General features: G+C 43.7%; 14 protein-coding genes and 1 tRNA gene. 10 read left to right on the top strand and 5 right to left on the bottom strand.

What is annotated here, in order from left to right; genetic code table 11:
* The first annotated feature begins 31 nt into the window (after window positions 1-31).
* From BMW53_RS02955 to efp, 8 genes are all read left to right on the top strand, one after another.
* Entirely contained in the window at window positions 32-937 is a 906-nt protein-coding gene (locus BMW53_RS02955; RefSeq protein WP_038557131.1) for a PorP/SprF family type IX secretion system membrane protein, read from the top strand.
* Window positions 938-1,403: 466 nt separating this feature from the next.
* A complete protein-coding gene (locus BMW53_RS02945) occupies window positions 1,404-4,481 on the top strand; it encodes a glycosyltransferase family 117 protein (protein ID WP_038557127.1) in 3,078 nt (1,025 codons plus the stop codon).
* Between the two features lie 28 nt (window positions 4,482-4,509).
* A complete protein-coding gene (purD, locus tag BMW53_RS02940) occupies window positions 4,510-5,778 on the top strand; it encodes a phosphoribosylamine--glycine ligase (protein WP_038557126.1) in 1,269 nt (422 codons plus the stop codon).
* 98 nt (window positions 5,779-5,876) lie between these two features.
* A complete protein-coding gene (locus tag BMW53_RS02935; RefSeq protein ID WP_038557125.1) occupies window positions 5,877-6,872 on the top strand; it encodes a DUF6427 family protein in 996 nt (331 codons plus the stop codon).
* Window positions 6,872-8,521: a carbamoyltransferase C-terminal domain-containing protein gene (locus BMW53_RS02930; protein ID WP_038557123.1), complete on the top strand. Its 1,650-nt coding sequence runs from the start codon at window positions 6,872-6,874 to the stop codon at window positions 8,519-8,521. Before BMW53_RS02935 ends, BMW53_RS02930 begins: the two co-directional genes overlap by 1 nt.
* A 227-nt stretch (window positions 8,522-8,748) precedes the next feature.
* A complete protein-coding gene (tsaB, locus tag BMW53_RS02925; protein WP_038557121.1) occupies window positions 8,749-9,462 on the top strand; it encodes a tRNA (adenosine(37)-N6)-threonylcarbamoyltransferase complex dimerization subunit type 1 TsaB in 714 nt (237 codons plus the stop codon).
* The gene (locus tag BMW53_RS02920; protein WP_038557119.1) at window positions 9,459-10,193 is read left to right on the top strand and encodes a DUF3108 domain-containing protein; all 735 of its coding nucleotides are present in this window, start codon (window positions 9,459-9,461) and stop codon (window positions 10,191-10,193) included. Before tsaB ends, BMW53_RS02920 begins: the two co-directional genes overlap by 4 nt.
* Window positions 10,194-10,286: 93 nt before the next feature.
* The gene (gene efp / locus BMW53_RS02915; protein ID WP_038557117.1) at window positions 10,287-10,856 is read left to right on the top strand and encodes an elongation factor P; all 570 of its coding nucleotides are present in this window, start codon (window positions 10,287-10,289) and stop codon (window positions 10,854-10,856) included.
* Window positions 10,857-11,507: 651 nt separating this feature from the next.
* On the opposite strand, the gene BMW53_RS02910 is transcribed toward efp, so the two are convergent.
* The 5 genes from BMW53_RS02910 to gldA all read right to left on the bottom strand — a co-directional run bounded on the left by BMW53_RS02910 (window position 11,508) and on the right by gldA (window position 16,068).
* Window positions 11,508-12,305: a cation efflux transmembrane domain-containing protein gene (locus BMW53_RS02910; protein ID WP_038557115.1), complete on the bottom strand. Its 798-nt coding sequence runs from the start codon at window positions 12,303-12,305 to the stop codon at window positions 11,508-11,510.
* A gap of 127 nt (window positions 12,306-12,432) precedes the next feature.
* A tRNA-Met gene (locus BMW53_RS02905) sits at window positions 12,433-12,505 on the bottom strand.
* 153 nt (window positions 12,506-12,658) lie between these two features.
* On the bottom strand, window positions 12,659-13,912 hold the full coding sequence (gene metK, locus BMW53_RS02900; protein WP_038564200.1) for a methionine adenosyltransferase: 1,254 nt from the start codon (window positions 13,910-13,912) through the stop codon (window positions 12,659-12,661).
* Window positions 13,913-14,134: 222 nt separating this feature from the next.
* Window positions 14,135-15,142, bottom strand: a complete 1,008-nt coding sequence (locus BMW53_RS02895; RefSeq protein WP_051567695.1) for a glycosyltransferase family 2 protein — start codon at window positions 15,140-15,142, stop codon at window positions 14,135-14,137.
* A gap of 11 nt (window positions 15,143-15,153) precedes the next feature.
* A complete protein-coding gene (gldA, locus tag BMW53_RS02890; protein ID WP_038557113.1) occupies window positions 15,154-16,068 on the bottom strand; it encodes a gliding motility-associated ABC transporter ATP-binding subunit GldA in 915 nt (304 codons plus the stop codon).
* An 87-nt stretch (window positions 16,069-16,155) separates the two neighbouring features.
* Here gldA and ispG point away from each other — a divergent pair, with 87 nt between their 5' ends.
* Window positions 16,156-18,015 (top strand): (E)-4-hydroxy-3-methylbut-2-enyl-diphosphate synthase, encoded by a 1,860-nt coding sequence (gene ispG / locus BMW53_RS02885; RefSeq protein WP_051567694.1) that lies wholly within the window; start codon window positions 16,156-16,158, stop codon window positions 18,013-18,015.
* A gap of 1,324 nt (window positions 18,016-19,339) precedes the next feature.
* Complete coding sequence (locus BMW53_RS02880; RefSeq protein ID WP_038557111.1) at window positions 19,340-19,927, top strand: flavin reductase family protein; 588 nt, start codon at window positions 19,340-19,342, stop codon at window positions 19,925-19,927.
* Window positions 19,928-20,204 lie beyond the last annotated feature (277 nt).

The following is a 20,204-nucleotide window of genomic DNA, read 5'->3' as shown; positions in this document are numbered from 1 at the left end:
TTTACTCCTCAAATAGTAATATTAATCCAAAATGAATACTCAAAACACTGGTTTATTCCCCAAAACAATTCTTATCCTTTTAATCGTTTTTCTTTCTCTTCATCAAAAAAGCAGCGCCCAGGAAGGGGCTTATTGGATGGGGTTATCATTCCAAAACCCGGCGGCAATTTCTACTCCATCAGATTGGATTTATGGATCTTTTTCTCATCTGGCTTATGATTTCGGAGACTTTGGGAAGGAATCCTATAATTTGTTTACTGCTTCGTTCGATTATAAAATCTCACAAAAAGCCGGAACCATAGGGCTCGATTTTTACCATACAAAGCTCGGTCTCGAAACAGCTGATCTGGTGAAAGTAAATTATGCCTATGACTTCAATGTTTTTGACGCTGCCATTTTAAGTTTCGGAATTTCGGGCGGTACCACATTTTACAAGAATGCCTTGTCTGAATATGTTTCTCTTGATCCCAATGATCCATTATTTGAAAACCCTTTGGATGAGCATTACAAAACATTTAATGGAAACATGGGGGTTTTTATTTATTCGGAAAGGTTAAGCGCAGGATTAAGCGTAACTGTTCAGGAACAAATTTCCGGTGAAGATAATTTGTCGATTGATATTCCTGCGGTTTTTACCGGAGTTTTTTCTTATAAAATTGTTGATGCGCAGAACTTTGCGTTCATTCCAAATCTTATGGTCGACTATTCCGATAAAGACTATGTGTTTATGCCTGGAATTTTTGCAGAATACAAAAAAACATTCTGGGCCGGTTATCAGAATTTTGATTTCGAGGATTTCCATTCACTCATGTTGGGGGTAGACTTTAAACAAAAATTCCGACTTGGGTATAGCTATAGTTTTAATGATTTCCTGAAAAGTAAAATACTGAATACTCACGAATTTGTACTCGGATACCGCCTTAACGCTAAAAGCTGAGTTCGAGAAATAAGTTTTATGCTTTTACAATTCTTGTCGGCCACATATATGTAAAATCGTATCAAGCTGTAGTTGGAAGGGCACATTTGGGCAAAAATGTGCATCCTTCCGCAAGGATAAGACCCTGTTTTTCAAAAAAAGTGCCCTCTTCCGCATGCAGAAGACCCCGAATCTCCAAAAATATGCCTGCTTCCAACTGCGGAAGCTCCCGAATTTTCAAGAAAATGACCTCTTCCGCATGCAGAAGACCATGTATTTTTGAAAAAATGCCCTCTTCTAATTGCAGAAGCATACAAATTGGCGCCAATATGCTCCCTTTTGCACTTGTTTCAACAGGGCTGTAATCGCCAATTTCTCGTTAATAAATTTTAATTATAATATACTGATCTCTGAGTTTTCAGCAAAAGCCTTATCTTCGCAACTATTAAAAATTTCGAACATTTACGCTTTCAGAAATCACTTGAAAATGAAGCAATACAGATTGTTTAATATCGTCTTTGGCTGGGTTAGTTTTTTAATTGCAGCCATTGTTTATTTAATGACCATTGAACCCACTGTAAGTTTTTGGGACTGTGGCGAATTTATTACAACAGCATTTAAATTTGAGGTGGGTCACCCGCCGGGAGCACCGATTTTTATGATCGTTGGCCGGTTCTTCACGCTGTTTGCCGGCCCTGAAGGAGCAGCCAGAATGGTGAACGTGCTTTCAGCTCTGGCCAGTGCCGGAACAATTATGTTCCTGTTTTGGACCATCACCCACCTGGCAAAAAAAATAATGGTAAAAACCGAAGAGGTTTCGTTGGGGCAAACCATTTCGATTTGCGCAGCTGGTTTGGTGGGAGCGCTGGCTTACACGTTTTCTGATACTTTCTGGTTTTCGGCTGTTGAAGGCGAAGTTTACGCCAGTTCGTCGTTGTTAACGGCGGTGGTATTCTGGGCCATTTTAAAATGGGAAAACGTTGCCGACGAAAAATATGCCAACCGCTGGCTGATATTTATTGCTTACATAATTGGCCTGTCAATTGGGGTTCACCTATTGAACCTGCTGGCAATTCCGGCTATTGTTTTTGTTTATTATTTCAGAAAATATGAAGTAACCCGCAACGGAATTATCTGGGCTTTGGTAGCCTCGGTAGTGTTGCTGGGCGCAATAATGTACGGTATTATTCCTGGTTTTGTGACCATTGCATCGTGGTTCGAACTGATGTTTGTTAACGGCTTTGGTTTGCCTTATCACTCGGGCGTTTTCTTTTATGTTGTGCTGGTAATTGCAGCTCTTGCGTTTGGTATTTACTACACGCATAAAAAACAAAAAGTAGTTTGGAACACCGTGTTGCTGGGTGTTGCCGTAATTTTAATTGGTTACTCATCGTTCGCCATAATTATTATTCGTTCATCGGCTCAACCGCCAATGGATCAGAACAGTCCGAACGATACTTTCTCGCTGTTGGGCTACCTCAACCGCGAACAATACGGATCGCGTCCGTTGTTTAGTGGGCAGTACTACAATTCGCCCTACAAAGTGGGCGATCGTTTTACCGAAGGCAGCCCCGTTTATTCGCAAATCGACGGAAAATATGAAATAACCTACCACCGTTTTAATCCGAATTACGACGAGAGATTTACCACTGTTTTCCCGCGAATGTGGAGCAATATGGATCCGCAACACGAACAGGATTACCAACAGTGGGCGCAAATAAAAGGTACACGTATTCAGTTCCGAAACGATCGTGGCGAGGTGGAAACCATAGTCAAACCAACCATGGGCGAGAACCTGCGCTTTTTCTTTCGTTACCAGATGAATCACATGTACTGGCGCTACTTTATGTGGAACTTTGTGGGGCGCCAAAACGATATTCAGGGACACGGAGATATACTTTACGGAAACTGGCTGAGCGGTATAAAATTTATTGACGAGGCACGTTTGGGCAACCAGGATAATTTACCGGCTGAACTGGCCAATAACAAAGCCCGAAACACCTATTTCTTCCTGCCCTTATTGCTCGGATTGCTTGGTATATTTTTCCAGTATAACCGCGGAAAAGAGGGAAAAAAAGGACTTTGGGTAGTATTCCTGTTGTTTGTATTAACCGGTTTGGCCATTGTAATTTATCTGAATCAGTATCCGCACCAGCCGCGCGAACGCGATTATGCTTATGCCGGTTCGTTCTATGCTTTTGCAATCTGGATTGGTTTGGGAGTGCTGGCCATTTCCGAAACATTGAAAAAATACATTCCGGAAACACTGGCCGGAGGAATTGCCGGACTGGTAACGCTGATTTTGGTTCCCGGAATTATGGGGGCGCAAAACTGGGACGACCACGATCGATCGGGACGATATACTGCCCGCGATTTTGGTGCCAATTACCTGAAAACGTGCGAGCCCAATGCGGTAATTTTTACCAACGGCGATAACGATACTTTCCCGCTGTGGTACAACCAGGAGGTGGAAGGTGTACGAACCGATGTTCGGGTGTGTAACCTAAGCTACTTGCAAACCGACTGGTATATCGATCAGATGCGCCGCCAGGCTTACGATTCGGAGCCGATTGATTTTACGCTGAAACCCGATCAGTACCTGTTGGGAACCCGCGATGCGGTTTATTTGCTCGACGATTCACGCATAAAACGCGATTACATTGGATTAAAAGAAGGGATTGATTTTATTGCCAACGATAGTCCGGCCACCAAATTGCAGCAGGCCGACAATGCTGCTTATCTTCCGAAAAAGAAACTACACTTTAAAGTAGATAAGGAAGCAGTAATCAGAAATAAAGTGGTTGAACCAGAGGATTATGACAAAATTGTTGACGAGATCGTTATCGATTTGTCGGGAAAAAGCATGCTATCGAAAGACGAAATGATGGTGCTTGATATGCTGGCAACCAATAACTGGGAACGCCCTATTTACTGGTCGATTACCGTTGGCCGCAGCAAATACCTGAATCTTAGCGATTATTTCCAGGTGGAAGGTTTTGCCTATCGTTTGGTGCCGATAAAAACGCAGAGTAATCCGCAGCAATTGCAGTTTGGCCGGGTGAATACATCTGTGATGTACGATAACCTGATGAACAACTTTAAGTGGGGTAACATGAACGATCCTGAGGTTTACCTCGACGAAACCAATACCCGCATGATGACCAACATCCGGAACAGTTTTAACCGTCTGGCATCGGCATTGGTTGAGGAAGGTAAAAAGGATTCGGCCATTGCAGTTATCGACCGGTGCAACGAGTTGTTGCCAAACAGCATTATTCCTTACGAATATTTCGCACTGGAACTGGCCAACAGTTATGTCCGGGCCGGTGCAAACGATAAAGGTCTTGAAATGGTTGAAACTGCGTATGGCGTATTCAACGACGAACTGACTTATTATTTCTCGTTACAGCCGAAGTTTATGGCCGGTATTGTTGAAGAGATTCAACGCAAACTGTTCTATATGCAGCAGTTGCAGCGTACGGCTGCAAATGCGGGTAACAGCGAATTGGCAGAGCAAATTGGCGGTAATCTGCAAAGCTATTTCGAACGATATGGCAACATGTAAATAGTAAAAAATTAAAAGCAACATACTGATGAACATTTTGATTGTAGGCTCGGGAGGAAGAGAGCACGCTTTGGGATGGAAAATTAAACAAAGCGAAAAAGTAGATAATTTGTTTTTTGCACCGGGAAATGCCGGAACAGCTGAATTGGGAACCAACCTGGATGCAGGTGTTTCCGATTTTCAAAAAATAAAAACACTAGTGCTCGAAAACAACATCGACTTGATGCTTGTTGGCCCCGAAGTGCCTTTGGTTGAAGGATTGCACGATTTCTTTGCTGCCGATCCTGAACTGGCATCGGTAAAAGTTGTTGGCCCGAAAAAAGCCGGTGCCGAACTGGAAGGAAGTAAGGATTTTGCCAAAGCTTTTATGGATCGCCATGCTATTCCTACAGCAAAATATTTTACGGTAACTGCCGATAACCTGGAAAAGGGAGTTGAATTCCTGGGCACCATGAAAGCCCCGTACGTGCTGAAAGCCGATGGTTTGGCTGCCGGGAAAGGGGTGTTGATCATCGACGCGCTGGAAGAGGCCCAAAGCGCGCTGAAAGAAATGCTCGACGGGCAGTTTGGCGAAGCCAGCAGCAAAGTGGTAATCGAAGAGTTTCTGAGCGGCGTGGAAGTTTCGGTTTTTGTAATTACCGATGGAAAAGACTATAAAATTCTTCCCGAAGCAAAAGATTATAAACGAATTGGTGAAGGCGATACCGGATTAAATACCGGCGGAATGGGAGCCATTACACCGGTGCCGTTTGCCGATGCGGTGTTCATGGAAAAAGTAGAAAAACAAATTATAGAGCCTACGGTTTCTGGCTTGGCGAAAGATGGAATCGACTACTGCGGTTTTATCTTCTTCGGACTGATAAATGTAAACAACGAGCCCTATGTAATCGAATACAACGTACGCATGGGCGACCCGGAAACCGAAGCGGTTATGTTGCGTGTAAAATCTGATTTTGTGGAGTTGCTCGATGGAGCTGCCACCGGTACTCTTGGCGAGAAAGAAATTGAATTCGACGATCGTGCTGCCGTTACTGTAATGTTGGTTTCGGGCGGATATCCGGGAGATTACGAAAAAGGAAAAGTGATTACCGGAACTGAAAAGGTAACTGACAGTCTTGTTTTTCATGCAGGAACAAAACAAGCCGGCGATGATGTGGTAACAGCCGGAGGCCGTGTGATCGCGGTAAGTTCGTACGGAACGGATAGGAACGATGCACTGGCTAAGTCGTTTAAAAACGCTGCACATATCGAATTCGAAGGAAAATATTACCGCAAAGACCTGGGATTCGATCTGTAATCCCATCGCTTAAAAAAGACTCCGTACTTTAGCTGTTTTTGCCTGAGGGCCAAAGTCCGGAGTTATCTATATTCTGAAGTGTTGAGAAGCAAAACGGCATGATATTAAAAAAGTTAAAGTCGAACAGTTCGGTAAGTTTGTTCCTGGTGCCTTTGGTAACAATGGCACTATGGGTGAAGAGTTTGCTGCATCCGTTTGCTTATAACTATTTCCCGGGCGAAGACCAAAACATACTATATGACTTTATTTATCATCTGGTTAACGACAAAGCGCTGGTGCAGGTTATCTCCGGGATTGTTATGGTCGTATTGCTGGCCTATTCCATACAATTGGTAAACGACCGGTACATGTTCATACGCATAAAAAGCAAATTGCCGGCTTTGCTGTTTGTGGTTATTGTAGGTGGCTTTGTGCCCATGCATACCTTGCATCCGGTATATTTTGGCGCTTTATTTACGCTGATTGCGATTTACCGGCTGTTTGGCATTTTCGATACGAAAAAGGCCTATTCTTCCACTTTCGATGTTGGGTTTTTGTTGGGAATAGGGGCCCTTTTCTACCTTGATGTTGCGGTGCTCATTCCTGCGTTTATCGTTGGTATAGCCTTGTTGGGCCGCGAAGTGGGGTGGCGCGAATTTACTACCTTGCTCCTTGGATTTTTTCTTCCATTTGTTTTTTCTGCAGCCTATGCCGTGTTAACCGACAGCTGGCTGGAGGTGATCAATATGATGAAAGAAAGTACTGTTACGCCCGTTAATCATTTTAAATCAAATACGCCCTTGCAGGTTTACCTGGTGGCCCTAATCTTGTTTACCATTGCCGGAAGTATTGGAATGTTTGGTCAATACGATACAAAAAAGATCAGCTCGCGAAAATACTTTACGGTGTTTTTCTGGATTTTTATCTTTTCGCTGGCCGGTTTTGCTTTAAACCCCGTAACCTCGCAGGAAATGCTGGTTATTACCGCAATTCCCGTAACCTACCTTATTGCTAACTATTTTGTGTTTATGAAAAGCCGCTTTTGGAGCGAGTTGCTTTTTATTCTTTTAGTGCTTATCGTTGTTTCTATGCAATTCTCTTTCGATTTATTTTGATGAATAAGAATAAACCCACTTTAGCGATTTATGGTATTCAGGATCGGTTTGATTATGAACACCCGTTTTATGTGCACGACCATAATATGGCTTTCATGCAAAACGGAAAAGTGGAGTGGTTTCTGCAGCAGGAAAGGATTTCGCGCCGCAAACGAGATAATTCGTTGCATATTCATCTGAAATCGATTTTAAAAGAAAAGAAACTGCTGGGCAAAGATTACGACCTTGTTTTTGTTGATAATGTGGTGGGGCGCACTTTTTTGCTGCAAAGTGGCGAAGTGCGTTTTGAAGCGCCGTTAAATACCGGATTAGCTACCGGTTTAGAAAAAGGAAAATGCTGGTGGTTTGGCGAAGAAAAAGAAGCATGGGTGTTAAACCACGAGTTGGCGCACATGTTTTCGAGCCTGCCTTTTTATGGAAACCTGCAAGATAACAGTCTGCTGGTACATTTTGATGGCGGTGCCAGTTTAAGCAATTTTTCGGCCGCTGCGTACAAAAACAATCAACTGGACTGGCTGGAATATCATTGGGATTTAAAACCCTACTCAACGCTGTTTAATGCCAATGCGCTGGTGTTTGCTATAATCGGGGCAAAGCTGCCCGAACAAAATGCCGTTCCCGGAAAATTTATGGGATTTTCGGGACTCGGAAATTACCGCCCTGAACTGGGCGACTGGCTGAAAAGCAACCATTTCTTTCAGGATATTTGGGGAAAAACATCGGTGTTTTTCGAGGCTGCCAAAAACAACTGGGGTGTTGAGCTAAAATCGTTTAATCAGAAAGATCCTTTTATTCAGGATGTGGCCGCAACACTGCAGGAACTTTTTGTTCAGGAAGTATTAAGGAAACTAAAAGATTTACAGGAAAAAACCGGAGCTGAAAACCTTTACTATACCGGCGGATCGGCATTAAATATTGTAGGCAATACACGCATTGTAAACAGCGGAATTTTCAGGCAGGTTTTTATTCCGCCATGCACCGAAGACTCGGGGCTGGCATTAGGCGCAGCAGCTTTTGCCGAGTGGAAAAAGCACGGAAAAGTGGAGGAAAACACCGCTTATTTAAACAACTGGGGAATTGAAGATTATAAAGCTGATTTTTCAGCGCAAATCATAAGCCAGGTGGCCGAACAACTCGCTGCTAAAAAGCTGATCGGCATTTGCAATAACTTTGGCGAAGCCGGGCCGCGTGCTTTGGGAAATCGCAGTATTTTGGCATTTGCCGGTTCGAAAGAATTGTCGAAAAAACTGAGCATGGAGAAGAAAGGCCGCGAATGGTATCGTCCGTTGGCACCGGTGGCTTTGGAGCAAAACGTAAAATACTTTACCGGCCAAAGCACAGTCCATCCGCTATCGAAATTTATGTTGCTCGATTTTGCTGTTCTGCCCGAAAAACAACAGGAAATAGCCGGAGCTATTCACGCCGACGGAACCGCACGCTTTCAGTCTGTTTCAAAACAATCGGACAACCCGTTCTTGTTTGCTTTACTCCAGCAACTGGATAAAAAACACGGCATAAAAGCACTTATAAATACCTCGTTTAACGCAGGTGGCGAGCCCATCGTTCATACCGAAGCGGATGCGCTGCAATCGGCCGGAAAAATGCAACTCGATGGTTTGGTTTTAAACGGAAAGTTTGTTCAGCTTTAATACCGATTTAACAACAAAATGTCGCATATTTTAGCTCAGTAACATAAAACCATAATGCCTTCGCTGATTTTCAATTCACTTTGTTCAATCTGCTCCTTTGTTGTATTATCGGCATTAACTCCCGAAAAAATTTCGGGACAGGCTATTGTAAACATTTTATTGCCATGCGGCATTTAAAAGTACAATTGGTATAACTATTTTTGCAGAAGTTTGTTAAAACGTTTCATATGGCACTAATTTTAAATATCGAAACATCAACCGAAGTTTGTTCGGTTTCATTGGCAGAAAACGGTAAAACTCTTTACCTAAAAGAGAGTACCGAGGGATTAAATCACTCGAGGTTACTTACCGTTTTTATTGAAGATCTTTTTCGCGAGAACAATTTCGATATTCATAAAATTGATGCGGTAGCAGTGAGTAAAGGGCCGGGGTCGTACACCGGTTTGCGTATTGGTGTGTCGGTGGCAAAAGGCTTGTGCTACGGATTGGGTAAGCCGCTTATTGGTATTGGTTCGATTGAAGCAATGGGGCATTACGTGGCCGAAAATGTAGGCGAATTTTACGCGGAAGGAGAAGGGGAGGAACTGCTGTTTTGCCCGATGATTGACGCCCGCCGTATGGAGGTTTATACTGCCCTGTTCGAAATCGGAGGAAAGGCAGTAAACGAAGTTACCGCTGAAATTATTGATGAAAACTCTTTTGCAAATCATCTTCAAACAAAAAAAATAATGTTTTTTGGTAATGGTGCCGATAAGTGCCGCGAAAAAATAACACACCCAAATGCCTTGTTCAACGGGCCCGATAAAACAACGGCACGATTTATGCAAAATCTGGCAGAAATGAAGTACAACAAAAAGGAATTTGAAGACGTTGCTTATTTCGAGCCTTTTTATTTAAAGGATTTTGTTGCAACCATTCCAAAAAACAAAGTATTAAAATGAACAAATTATTCTCCATACTGATCGTTTTCTTTCTGGCAACACAAACAACAAGTGCCGAGGATGTTTCGATAAAATTTAACCTGAAATTTAGTTTCGTAAAAGGTGGCGAAGCCGAAATGACAATCAGTGATACGGTTTTTAACGACCGGCCCGCCATTCATTACCACGTAATGGGAAAAACAACGGGGGTAGCCAATAAGCTATATGGCGTTTACGATATTTACGAAACCTACGTTGATGCCGAAACCCGCCTGCCGGTTAAAACAATCCGGAATGTAAAAGAAGGAAGCTATCGTCGTTATACGGAAACACTTTTTTACCACGATGTTGATTCGATAAACAGCAGCCGCAGCGGCTGGCGTGCCGTTCCCGATGATCTGCTCGACCTGGTTTCGGTGTTCTTTTATTTTGTGCACAAAAATCCGTTCGAGAATCTTCAGCCCGGCGATGCAGTTGTTTACCCAACTATTAATGCCGACAAAATATCAGACGTATCGATACAATATTTGCGAGACGAAAAGATTAAAACCGATGTTGGAGAAGTGGAATGCCACGTGTTAACACCCTCGGTACGGAAAGGAAAAGTACTTGAAAAGTCGGACGGAGTGCGGTTTTACCTGGCAAAAGATAAAAAGATACCGGTTTACATTGAGTTCGACATGCGGGTGGGTTCGCTTAAAGCCGTTATAAAACATTATAAAATTAATGGTGTAGAACAAAGTTTAAAGTAGATTTTCGGCTTTTGAGTAAAAGCGTTTTGAAATGCTTGATTTTTAACGGATTTAATTATTTTTGCAGCGCATATAAAAAGAAATTAATTTATCATGGCTTCTACAGCAGATTTTAAAAACGGAATGTGTTTTATGTTCAAAGGTGACATTTACACCATTGTATCATTCCTTCACGTAAAACCGGGTAAAGGTCCCGCTTTCGTTCGTACAAAACTTAAAAATGTAAAAACCGGAAGGGTAATTGAAAATACATTTAACTCAGGTGTAAAAGTTGATGATGTTCGTGTTGAACGTCGTCCTTACCAGTTCCTGTATCGCGATGATATGGGATTAAATGTAATGAATACTGAAACTTACGAGCAGATTTCCATTCCTGAATCGATGGTTGAAAACAACGATCTGATGAAAGAGGGACAGGTAATTGAAATTCAGTTTCATGCCGAAGAAGAATTGCCGTTAACAGCAGAAATGCCCGACAAAGTTGAGTTAACAGTAACCCAGACAATTGTGGGCGAAAAAGGTAACACTGCCAGCTCAACAGCCTTAAAACCGGCAACTGTTGAAACAGGTGCTGAAGTAATGGTTCCCATGTTTATTAACGAAGGCGACGTTATTCGCGTAAGCACTGCCGACCGCTCGTACAGCGAGCGTGTAAAACAGTAAACATATTTACGCTAAAATAGATAAGCGGGCGCTGGATTTCCAGGGCCCGCTTTTTCGTTGGGGTGCCCACAAAACGGCCAACTGTTTACCGCTATTGGATTTGATTCGGGTTTGCCCGACACGGCAGCGGCAAAAAACGAAAAAGCCCGATTAAACGAAGCGGCGGTTGCGCACAATAAAACGTTTTGGTCGCTGCACCATCAGGTAGCGAATCCGTAAGGCCGTCAAATTCCACGAACAGTGAATCCCTGTTGCTGTACAAAATAATATCATGCGAGTTGTATTTATACAGTTACTCGCACGGCAATAATATGTGCAGGGACGAGTGAAAATGTAAAAATGAATATAGCCATACACCAGGCGAAGTGGTTTGCGACAGCGGAGTCCATCGGCTACTTGTGATGGAGCACAAGGTTTAATCATTCCGTGAACGTTAAACAGCTATTAGCGACTTCTTGTTGCCCCCGATTAAACGAATGGAGAGAAACAACTTTATGCCCATTTAACTCGTATAACAAATGCTACATGGCAAAGGCTTTGTGGGCATTTTTTTCATAGTAAACCCTGTTTGGTTAGGGAGAGTGTTCCGGCCCTGTAAGAGGCCGGGATACTTTTATTAGGTACTCTTCCCCGGTTCTGTTTATAAGCCCATTATTTCCCAAGTTGTAGTATTCGTATCGCACCTCTCACAACAATCAGAAATACGATGGATCCGATTATTAAATCGGGGTATTTCGATTGTGTAAGCAATACCAATACACCGGCCAAAATTACGCCGCTGTTAATAATTACATCGTTCGAGGTAAATATCATACTGGCTTTCATGTGTGCTTCCTTACTTTTCGATTTTTGGAGTAGCAGCAAACAAATAGCGTTGGCAATCAATGCCAAAACCGAAATGCCGATCATTATGCGGTAATCGGGCATGGCTTCAAACTGAATAAAACGCCTCACCACTTCAATAATGCCCAGTAGTGCAAGTGTAAGCTGAAAGTAACCACTTAGGCGTGCAACTTTCTTCTTTCTTATAACAGTTGAACCAACGGCCCAAAGACTGAGTCCATAAACAAACGAATCGGCGAGCATATCAAGCGAGTCGGCAACCAGGCCCATTGATCGGGAAATCAAACCGGTAGTCATTTCAATAACGAAAAAACCAAAATTGATTAAAAGTACCGACCAAAGTAATTTCGACTGCACATCTGAACTTTCCGTTGAAAACTCGTTTTCGTCGACTTCGTTGGTAGTCGAAAGTTTAGCGCCAAAATTCAGTGATTCTAAACGCGACAGAATTTCCTCATTTTCTTCGGAGTGAAAAACCGTAAGCTTACGGTTTTCAATGTCGAACTCCAGTTTTTTTATGGCTTGAATTCCATCCAGTTTCATCCGAATCATATTCTCTTCGGAAGGACAGTCCATTTTTGCGATATGGTATTCTGATTTAAGCATGACGCGCAGAACAGTTTCTTGTTCATCAATGTAACAATTAAATGGCTAATTGTTCAAACCGGGGCTGGTTTTGAAATAATTTGCGAATAAAAAAAGCCAGAAGAAAAATTCCTCTGGCTTGTCTAAGTAGCGGGAGCAGGACTCGAACCTACGACCTTTGGGTTATGAGCCCAACGAGCTACCAACTGCTCCATCCCGCAATATATCTTTATTTCTGTTGAAATGTCTTCTTGAACGCGGGTGCAAATATAATACCTTTTTTTTAAACTGCAACTTCCTGCAAAAAAAATAAATAAAAAAAAGGACGGCACAAGTACCGTCCTTCTGGCGTATATTAATACTCACCCTCGGAATCAGAGTCCGAAAGTCTCTTTAATCGTGTCAACATAATCGAGCTTTTCCCAGGTAAATAGTTCCAGTTCTTTGGTAACTTTTCCACTGTATGGCGACTCGAACGTTTTTGTAATCGTTCTTGGTTCGCGGCCCATGTGGCCATAAGCAGCCGACTCCAGATAAATCGGGTTACGCAGTTTCAGGCGTTCTTCAATAGCTGCCGGGCGAAGATCGAAAATAGCTTTTACTTTTTCCGCAATTTCTCCGTCGGAGATACTAACATTCGAACGGCCGTAAGTATTTACAAAAACGCCCACCGGCTGAGCAACACCAATAGCATAGGCAAGCTGTACCAAAATCTCGTCGGCAACACCAGCGGCTACCAGATTTTTGGCAATGTGGCGCGATGCATAAGCGCCCGAGCGGTCAACTTTCGATGGATCTTTTCCTGAGAAAGCACCACCACCATGGGCGCCGCGTCCACCGTAAGTGTCAACAATAATTTTTCGTCCGGTTAACCCGGTATCGCCGTGTGGCCCCCCAATAACAAATTTGCCGGTCGGGTTTACGTGGTAAATAATGTCGTTGCCAAATAAGGCCTGCACCTCTTCCGACAATTGCGCTTTTACGCGTGGAATAAGAATGTTAATCACATCCTCCTTAATTTTGGCCAGCATGGGCTCGTCGGCATCAAACTCGTCGTGTTGTGTCGATACTACAATGGTATGCACTTTAACCGGCTCGTTCGAGTCGTTGTACTCAACAGTTACCTGCGACTTTGAATCGGGGCGCAAATACGTCATCACTTTTCCTTCGCGGCGGATAACTGCCAGTTCCTGCAATATTTTGTGCGACAGGTCGAGTGTCAAAGGCATGTAATTCTCGGTGTCTTTACAGGCGTATCCAAACATCATTCCCTGGTCGCCCGCACCTTGTTCCGTTTTTTCTTCCCGGTCAACACCGCGGTTAATGTCGTCGCTTTGTTCGTGAATGGCTGTTAAAACACCACACGAATCGCCATCGAAACGATAGGCCGCTTTGGTGTAGCCAATTTGGTTAATAACGTTTCGGGTAATTTCCTGCACGTCAACATAGGCCTGCGATTTTACCTCGCCGGCAACAACAACCTGCCCCGTTGTAACCAGGGTCTCAATAGCTACTTTCGAGTTGGCATCAAAAGCCAGAATCTGGTCGAGTAATGCGTCCGAAATCTGGTCGGCTACCTTATCCGGATGGCCTTCCGATACTGATTCGCTTGTAAATAAATAATTCATAAAATCCCTTTTTTTTTGGCTGAAGTTAATCAGCACATTAAACATTAATTTTAAAACTGCGGGATATTCGATTGATAGTGAAAAATGCGATTGTTTTAGCGTTTTTTTCATGTGGTTGCAATCAATCTCAAATCTTTCCACGTAGCGGGAACAAAGGTAATAGGTTTATTTTGAATAAAAAAGAACTTGTTTAAAATTGTTCTTAATAAGGAAGAAGGGAAGTTAGCCCATCAACAAAAAATCGTTCCCTTCCACATAATTCCGTTCCTGTAAAAACTCCCTGATTTTCTTTCCTGCTCCCGTATTGGTTACCACCGACACAATAAACAGTTGCCCGGGTTGGGGAAGGTCTTTGTAGAACAGGGCATCGGGTATTGTTTTTTTGATGTCGATATAACCCTCAATATTTAGCTCCTGTTCTTGAAGAAAAGTACTTCGTTGGCGGGTTTTACGACCGGCTCCCCAAATCCAAATGGTGGGGTGAAACGGATTGTGTTGCTCCGACCACTGTTTAAAATAAAAGGCTTTGGTTTGAAAAAAAGCTTCGGTGGAATAACGCTCATCAGTGCGGGTTAGCCGGGTGGAGTAGTCGTGCCAATCCAGCAACTTTTCGGGCAGTTTCGCCATTTTGGCTCCGTTGCTCAGGTAGCGTAATTGCATTTCGTAGTCTTCGGGAAAATTGCCGTCGCGGCAGCCACCATATTTCTCAAATAACTGCCGACGAAAAAATATGGTCGGGTTAATTACCGGAATCTCAATAAACTGTTTCAGTTCAATTTCTTCAGGTGTATGAAACGAGTTTGCCCAGTCAACAAATCGCCGGAAGCCTTCGTTTTCTGCGATGTGGGGAACGTATTCAACTTCGCTGCCCAAAAAATCAATTGACGGATTTTCCTCGAGGTAGTTGTATTGTTTCTCGAGTTTTTCAGGATGAGCCACATCATCACCATCCATACGGGAAATGAACCGGCCACGGGCATTTTTCAATCCGCAGTTCATGGCATTGGCGACTCCAGCTTTACTTTCGTTTAAAATATGAATGCGCCGATCGGCTTTGGAGAGTGTTTTGGCAATTTGCAGACTTGCATCGGTGGAGTTATTATTGATCAGCAGTAATTCAAAATCCCGAAAAGTTTGATCCCAAATGCTCTTTATCGCTGCTTTTAATGTTTTTTCAGCATTAAAAAAGGGGAGTACAACTGAAAGCTCTGGTTTTGTCTCACTACTCATTACTAAAATTCTCAGGTCTGATTACGGGTTAGCTGATGGAAAACGTTCTCGAGGTTTTGTTGCTTTTCAAAAAGGGTAAGCAGCGTGAGTTTATTGGCTACGGCAAATTGAAAAATATTTTGCCGGATGTCGGCTTCAGCTCCGGCTTCAATTTCCCAGCCCAATTCATTCTGAGCAACGCTGTTTACGCTGGGGATTTGTAAAAGCTGATCTTCCGAAACATTTTCTTTAAAACCGGCAATCACAACCTGGTTTTGAATGTTGATTCCGGCTTTTACATCCGAAATATTACCGTCGGCAACTATTTTCCCCTTGTTGATGATCAGCACGCGGTTGCACACAGCTTCCACCTCCTGCATAATGTGCGACGAAAGAATTACGGTTTTCTCTTTGCTGATTTGGCGAATCAATGCACGAATTTCTTCCAGCTGGTTCGGATCGAGACCGGTTGTTGGTTCATCCAGAATCAATATCGAAGGATCGTGAATTAAAGCCTGCGCCAACCCCACACGCTGGCGGTAACCTTTCGACAGGGCACGTATTTTTTTGTGCTGCTCAATGCCCAGGCCCGTGAGCTCGATCATTTCAGCAATGCGTTGTTTTTTATTTTTCAGGTGGTAAAAACCGGCGGTTATCTCCAAAAATTCCTTCACATAAAGGTCGGTGTAAAGCGGATTGTGCTCGGATAAATAACCAATTTGCTTCTTGTATTCGAGGTTTTGCCCCGAAATCTTTTGCCCGTCAATTAAAATATCACCTTCATCTTGCGGAAGATAACCGGTAATAATTTTCATGGTAGTCGATTTTCCTGCTCCGTTCGGCCCCAGAAAACCAACCAGTTCGCCTTTGTTTACCGAGAAACTAATCGAGTCGAGTGCTTTTTGTTTCCCAAACAATTTAGTGATATTCCTTGTTTCAACATTCATATCAGAGAATCCGAAACAAAAATAGAGGATTCTTTTTATTTTAGAAGCATTACTTTAAATTTGCAGTTCAGCTTAACAGATTAATAGATGAAGGATCGTAATTTCAACTATATTAAAGATTTAACCCGCTATCAACGTCAAGAAACAGTAGAAGTAAACATTGGAGGAGTTCCCGTTGGTAGTAATCAGCCTATCCGAATTCAAACAATGACCGATACCAACACAACGGATACCGATGCTACAATTGAGCAGATTATCCGCGTGGTTAAGGCCGGTGCCGACTATGTTCGTGTAACCGTAAAAGGGATGTCGGATGCCGAAAGCCTTAAGGTGATTAAGAAGGAACTGGTTGACAGAGGGTACAACACACCGTTAATTGCTGATATACATTTCAATCCGAAACTGGCAGAAGTTGCTGCTCAGTACGTATCGAAAGTGCGTATCAATCCGGGAAATTTCTATGATAAACGGGCGCAATTCAAAAATAAAATATATACCGACGTAGAATATAATCAGGAGCTTGCTCTTATTGAAAAGCAGTTTGTTCCGTTTATAAAAATGCTGAAAGAAACCAAAACCGCTATGCGGATTGGGGCCAACCACGGATCGCTTTCCGACAGGGTTATGAGCCGCTATGGCGATACACCGGCCGGAATTGCCGAATCGGTGATGGAATTTCTGCGCATTTGTAAAAAGGAAGATTTTAACAACGTTGTGGTGTCGATAAAGTCGAGCAATACACGTGTAATGGTTTATACCGTTCGTTTGCTGAACTTTAAAATGCGCCTCGAGGACATGAAATTCCCGATTCATTTGGGCGTTACCGAGGCCGGCGAAGGCGAAGACGGACGTATAAAATCGGCCGTTGGAGTGGGAGCTTTACTAAGCGACGGAATAGGCGACACCGTGCGCATTTCGTTAACCGAAGCGCCGTTAAACGAAATTCCGGTGGCTTTAAAACTGGTGAATCATTTTAAACGCTACCAGAATCACGAGCCAATTTCGGCACCAATGATCGCACAAACCAATCCGTTTGAATACGAGCGCCGCGATACCCGCCCGGTATTGAACATGGGAGGACAGGAACTTCCGGTGGTAATTGCCGATTTGGGCGACAGAACCCTGCGCGAAATGATTCCAATCCGCGGGAAACTGGTTCCTGATTACTTTATCTCGGGAAATAAAATTCTTGATATCAAAGGCGAAGAATATCCGGTAATTACGCTTGAGGAGTACTTGTTTGAAAGTACTCGCTGGGGACGAATGAAATTTATTCGTACCAACAAAGCCGAATTCGACCGGTTTATGGATATGCACCCGGAAATTATCATGAAACTGAAGCAGACCCGGAAAACGGTATTGATTCTGGAAAGTTACAACGCGAACCCGATGGCCGAGTTAAGGGCATTCTTTATGTCGCTTGAAACGCACATTTGGAAGGTGCCGGTTATCCTTTACCGCCGCTACAACGAAAGCCGTTTGGATGATCTTCAGATCACTGCTTCGGCCGATCTGGGAGGTTTACTGATTGACGGTTATGGCGATGGAATTTGCCTGTCGAACGACAACGAAAATATTACGTTCACCGAATTGAAAGACTTGAGTTTTGGCATACTGCAGGCCAGTCGCATGCGTGTTACCAAAACCGAGTTTGTATCGTGCCCCGGTTGCGGAAGAACCCTGTTTAATTTGCAGGAAACCACCCGTGCCGTAAAAGCACATTTTAAACATCTCGACCACTTGAAAATTGGTATTATGGGCTGCGTGGTAAACGGACCCGGTGAGATGGGCGATGTGGATTATGGTTTTGTGGGCGCCGGAAATAACAAGGTAAACCTGTACAAAGGCCTGAAACCCATAAAACGCCACATTCCGTACGAAAATGCAGTGGAAGAACTGGAACAGCTCATTCGCGAAAATGGCGACTGGAAAGATCCTGAAGATTAATGTTTACATTTAGAATATGAAGAAGGATTTGCTCTTTTATAGAGTGGATCCTTTTTTTATTGCTGAAAGTCCAATAAAGTAAACAGCTCCCCTCGTTTGAAACTACGGTGTACGCACAACTATTCTAAGGGGCCTGCTTTGCAATCGACTTTCTAATATGCGGCGCAAGGTAGGGTTGTATTTCAAAAACCGGTAGCAGTTGCGCCTTTGTCATTTTTTCTTCTATCCCCGGGGCTGCGCTCCCTGCGGGTGCTTCTTCCGGGCTATTGATTACGCACCCTTGGTGCTTAAAGCCCCGAAGTGGGCGACAGGCAATAGCCCGGTGCGAGTGGCTGAGTTTACGAAGACACAACGCGCCGGGTAAAAGATCGATAAAAAATCGTTCGGCGTTTAAAATTGATTAGAATTGGTCAGCTTGTTCCGAACGAAAAATCGTTGCAGAATCATTTGAAGTTGCAATCGGGCCGGAGGATTCAGATTACTTCTCCCGACTCGTTTCACTCCTCGCGATCGTAATGACAGCGAAGGGTGTGAAGTCAGGGCAGCGGACAACAAACAATCGTGCCGGGGCGAATCATGTCATTGTCCGCTGCCGGCAATACTCAATAAACCGGGTCTTTGCGAGGGAGGAACGACCGACGCAATCTTGCCAATCCCCCTTCGCCAACTAAGGTGTACACACAACTATTCTAAGGGGCCTGCTTTACAATCGACTTTCTAATATGTGGTGCAAGGTAGGGTTGTATTTCAAAAACCGGTAGCAGTTGCGCCTTTGTCATTTTTTTCTTCTATTCCCGGGGCTGCGCTCCCTGCGGGTGCTTCCCCCGGGCTATTGATTACGCACCCTTGGTGCTTAAAGCCCCGAAGCGGGCGACAGGCAATAGCCCGGTGCGAGTGGCTGAGTTTACGAAGACACAACGCGCCGGGTAAAAGATCGATAAAAAATCGTTCGGCGTTTAAATTTGATTAGAATTGGTCAGCTTGTTCCGAACGAAAAATCGTTGCAGAATCATTTGAAAATGGGAATATTTAAGTTGTGTGTACACCGTAGTTGTTAGAAACGAGGGGCAGAAGGGCAACGTCAACTTGACGACGGCCCACCTGTTGGTCGGGGAAGCAACGTCATCTTGACGATGGCCCACCTGTGCGTCGGTGAAGCAATGTCAACTTGACGATGGCCCACCTGTTGGTCGGTGAAGCAACGTCATCTTGACGAAGGTCCACCCATCGGTCGGAGAGGCTTCGTCATCTTGACGATTGGCCGGGTATCACCTTCGCCTTGTATTTACTATCTTTGAGCCTGAACTTGATAAAAGAGAAGAAAATGGCACGAACGTACTGGAAACCCGGAACAATGATTTATCCCTTACCAGCAGTAATGGTAAGTTGTGGCGAAAATCCTGAAGAATACAATATTATAACCATCGCCTGGACCGGCACCATAAACAGCGATCCGCCCATGTGTTACATTTCGGTTCGTCCGGGGCGGCATTCGTACGAAATAATTAAGCGCACCGGCGAATTTGTGATTAACCTCACCACCGAAAAACTGGCCAAAGCCACCGACTGGTGTGGCTGTCGCTCGGGGCGCAAATACAACAAGTGGGAAGAAATGAACCTCACGCCCGCACCCGCCAAAATGGTGAAAGCACCCATTATCGAAGAGTCGCCGGTAAACATCGAGTGCCGCGTAAAAGATATTGTTGAACTGGGCTCGCACCACATGTTTGTTGCCGAGGTGCTCAGCGTTTCGGTCGATGATACCTACCTGAACGACAAGCAGGCTTTTAGTTTCTCGAAAGCCAATCCTTTGGTGTACAGCCACGGCCACTATTTCGGAATGGGAAAACGTATTGGTAAGTTTGGCTGGTCGGTCGAAAAAAAGAAGACCAAAAAGAAACGAAAAAAGTAACATCAACCTTATTCCGAGAAATAACCTTAGTAGTAACGAATGTTGCTGGTGCAAAACCTTATTAACCTTATTGAATGAGAAAACTATTGTTAAAGAAATAAGGTTTGGGATATTGTTTCAATCTGATTTCTACTAAGGTTGAGATTGAAGAAATAAGGTTTTCCGATAGTAATACGGGTGCAATATAATCAGGGCTTTGATAAAAAACGGAGGCGTGTCGTACACCCTCATGAATGAAATAAATCATTCTTTTTAAACAATTTCAGCTCTTTTTTTG

The organism is Draconibacterium orientale (assembly GCF_900111425.1).
Classification (GTDB): Bacteria; Bacteroidota; Bacteroidia; order Bacteroidales; family Prolixibacteraceae; genus Draconibacterium; species Draconibacterium orientale.
This window is presented reverse-complemented; position numbering and strand designations above follow the sequence as displayed.

What these genes read in the sequence shown, in the direction of transcription:
- BMW53_RS02955 (WP_038557131.1), top strand. Translation starts at nt 32, where the DNA reads ATGAATACTCAAAACACTGGTTTATTCCCCAAAACAATTCTTATCCTT.
- BMW53_RS02945 (WP_038557127.1), top strand. Translation starts at nt 1,404, where the DNA reads ATGAAGCAATACAGATTGTTTAATATCGTCTTTGGCTGGGTTAGTTTT.
- purD (WP_038557126.1), top strand. Translation starts at nt 4,510, where the DNA reads ATGAACATTTTGATTGTAGGCTCGGGAGGAAGAGAGCACGCTTTGGGA.
- BMW53_RS02935 (WP_038557125.1), top strand. Translation starts at nt 5,877, where the DNA reads ATGATATTAAAAAAGTTAAAGTCGAACAGTTCGGTAAGTTTGTTCCTG.
- BMW53_RS02930 (WP_038557123.1), top strand. Translation starts at nt 6,872, where the DNA reads ATGAATAAGAATAAACCCACTTTAGCGATTTATGGTATTCAGGATCGG.
- tsaB (WP_038557121.1), top strand. Translation starts at nt 8,749, where the DNA reads ATGGCACTAATTTTAAATATCGAAACATCAACCGAAGTTTGTTCGGTT.
- BMW53_RS02920 (WP_038557119.1), top strand. Translation starts at nt 9,459, where the DNA reads ATGAACAAATTATTCTCCATACTGATCGTTTTCTTTCTGGCAACACAA.
- efp (WP_038557117.1), top strand. Translation starts at nt 10,287, where the DNA reads ATGGCTTCTACAGCAGATTTTAAAAACGGAATGTGTTTTATGTTCAAA.
- BMW53_RS02910 (WP_038557115.1), bottom strand. Translation starts at nt 12,305, where the DNA reads ATGCTTAAATCAGAATACCATATCGCAAAAATGGACTGTCCTTCCGAA.
- metK (WP_038564200.1), bottom strand. Translation starts at nt 13,912, where the DNA reads ATGAATTATTTATTTACAAGCGAATCAGTATCGGAAGGCCATCCGGAT.
- BMW53_RS02895 (WP_051567695.1), bottom strand. Translation starts at nt 15,142, where the DNA reads ATGAGTAGTGAGACAAAACCAGAGCTTTCAGTTGTACTCCCCTTTTTT.
- gldA (WP_038557113.1), bottom strand. Translation starts at nt 16,068, where the DNA reads ATGAATGTTGAAACAAGGAATATCACTAAATTGTTTGGGAAACAAAAA.
- ispG (WP_051567694.1), top strand. Translation starts at nt 16,156, where the DNA reads ATGAAGGATCGTAATTTCAACTATATTAAAGATTTAACCCGCTATCAA.
- BMW53_RS02880 (WP_038557111.1), top strand. Translation starts at nt 19,340, where the DNA reads ATGGCACGAACGTACTGGAAACCCGGAACAATGATTTATCCCTTACCA.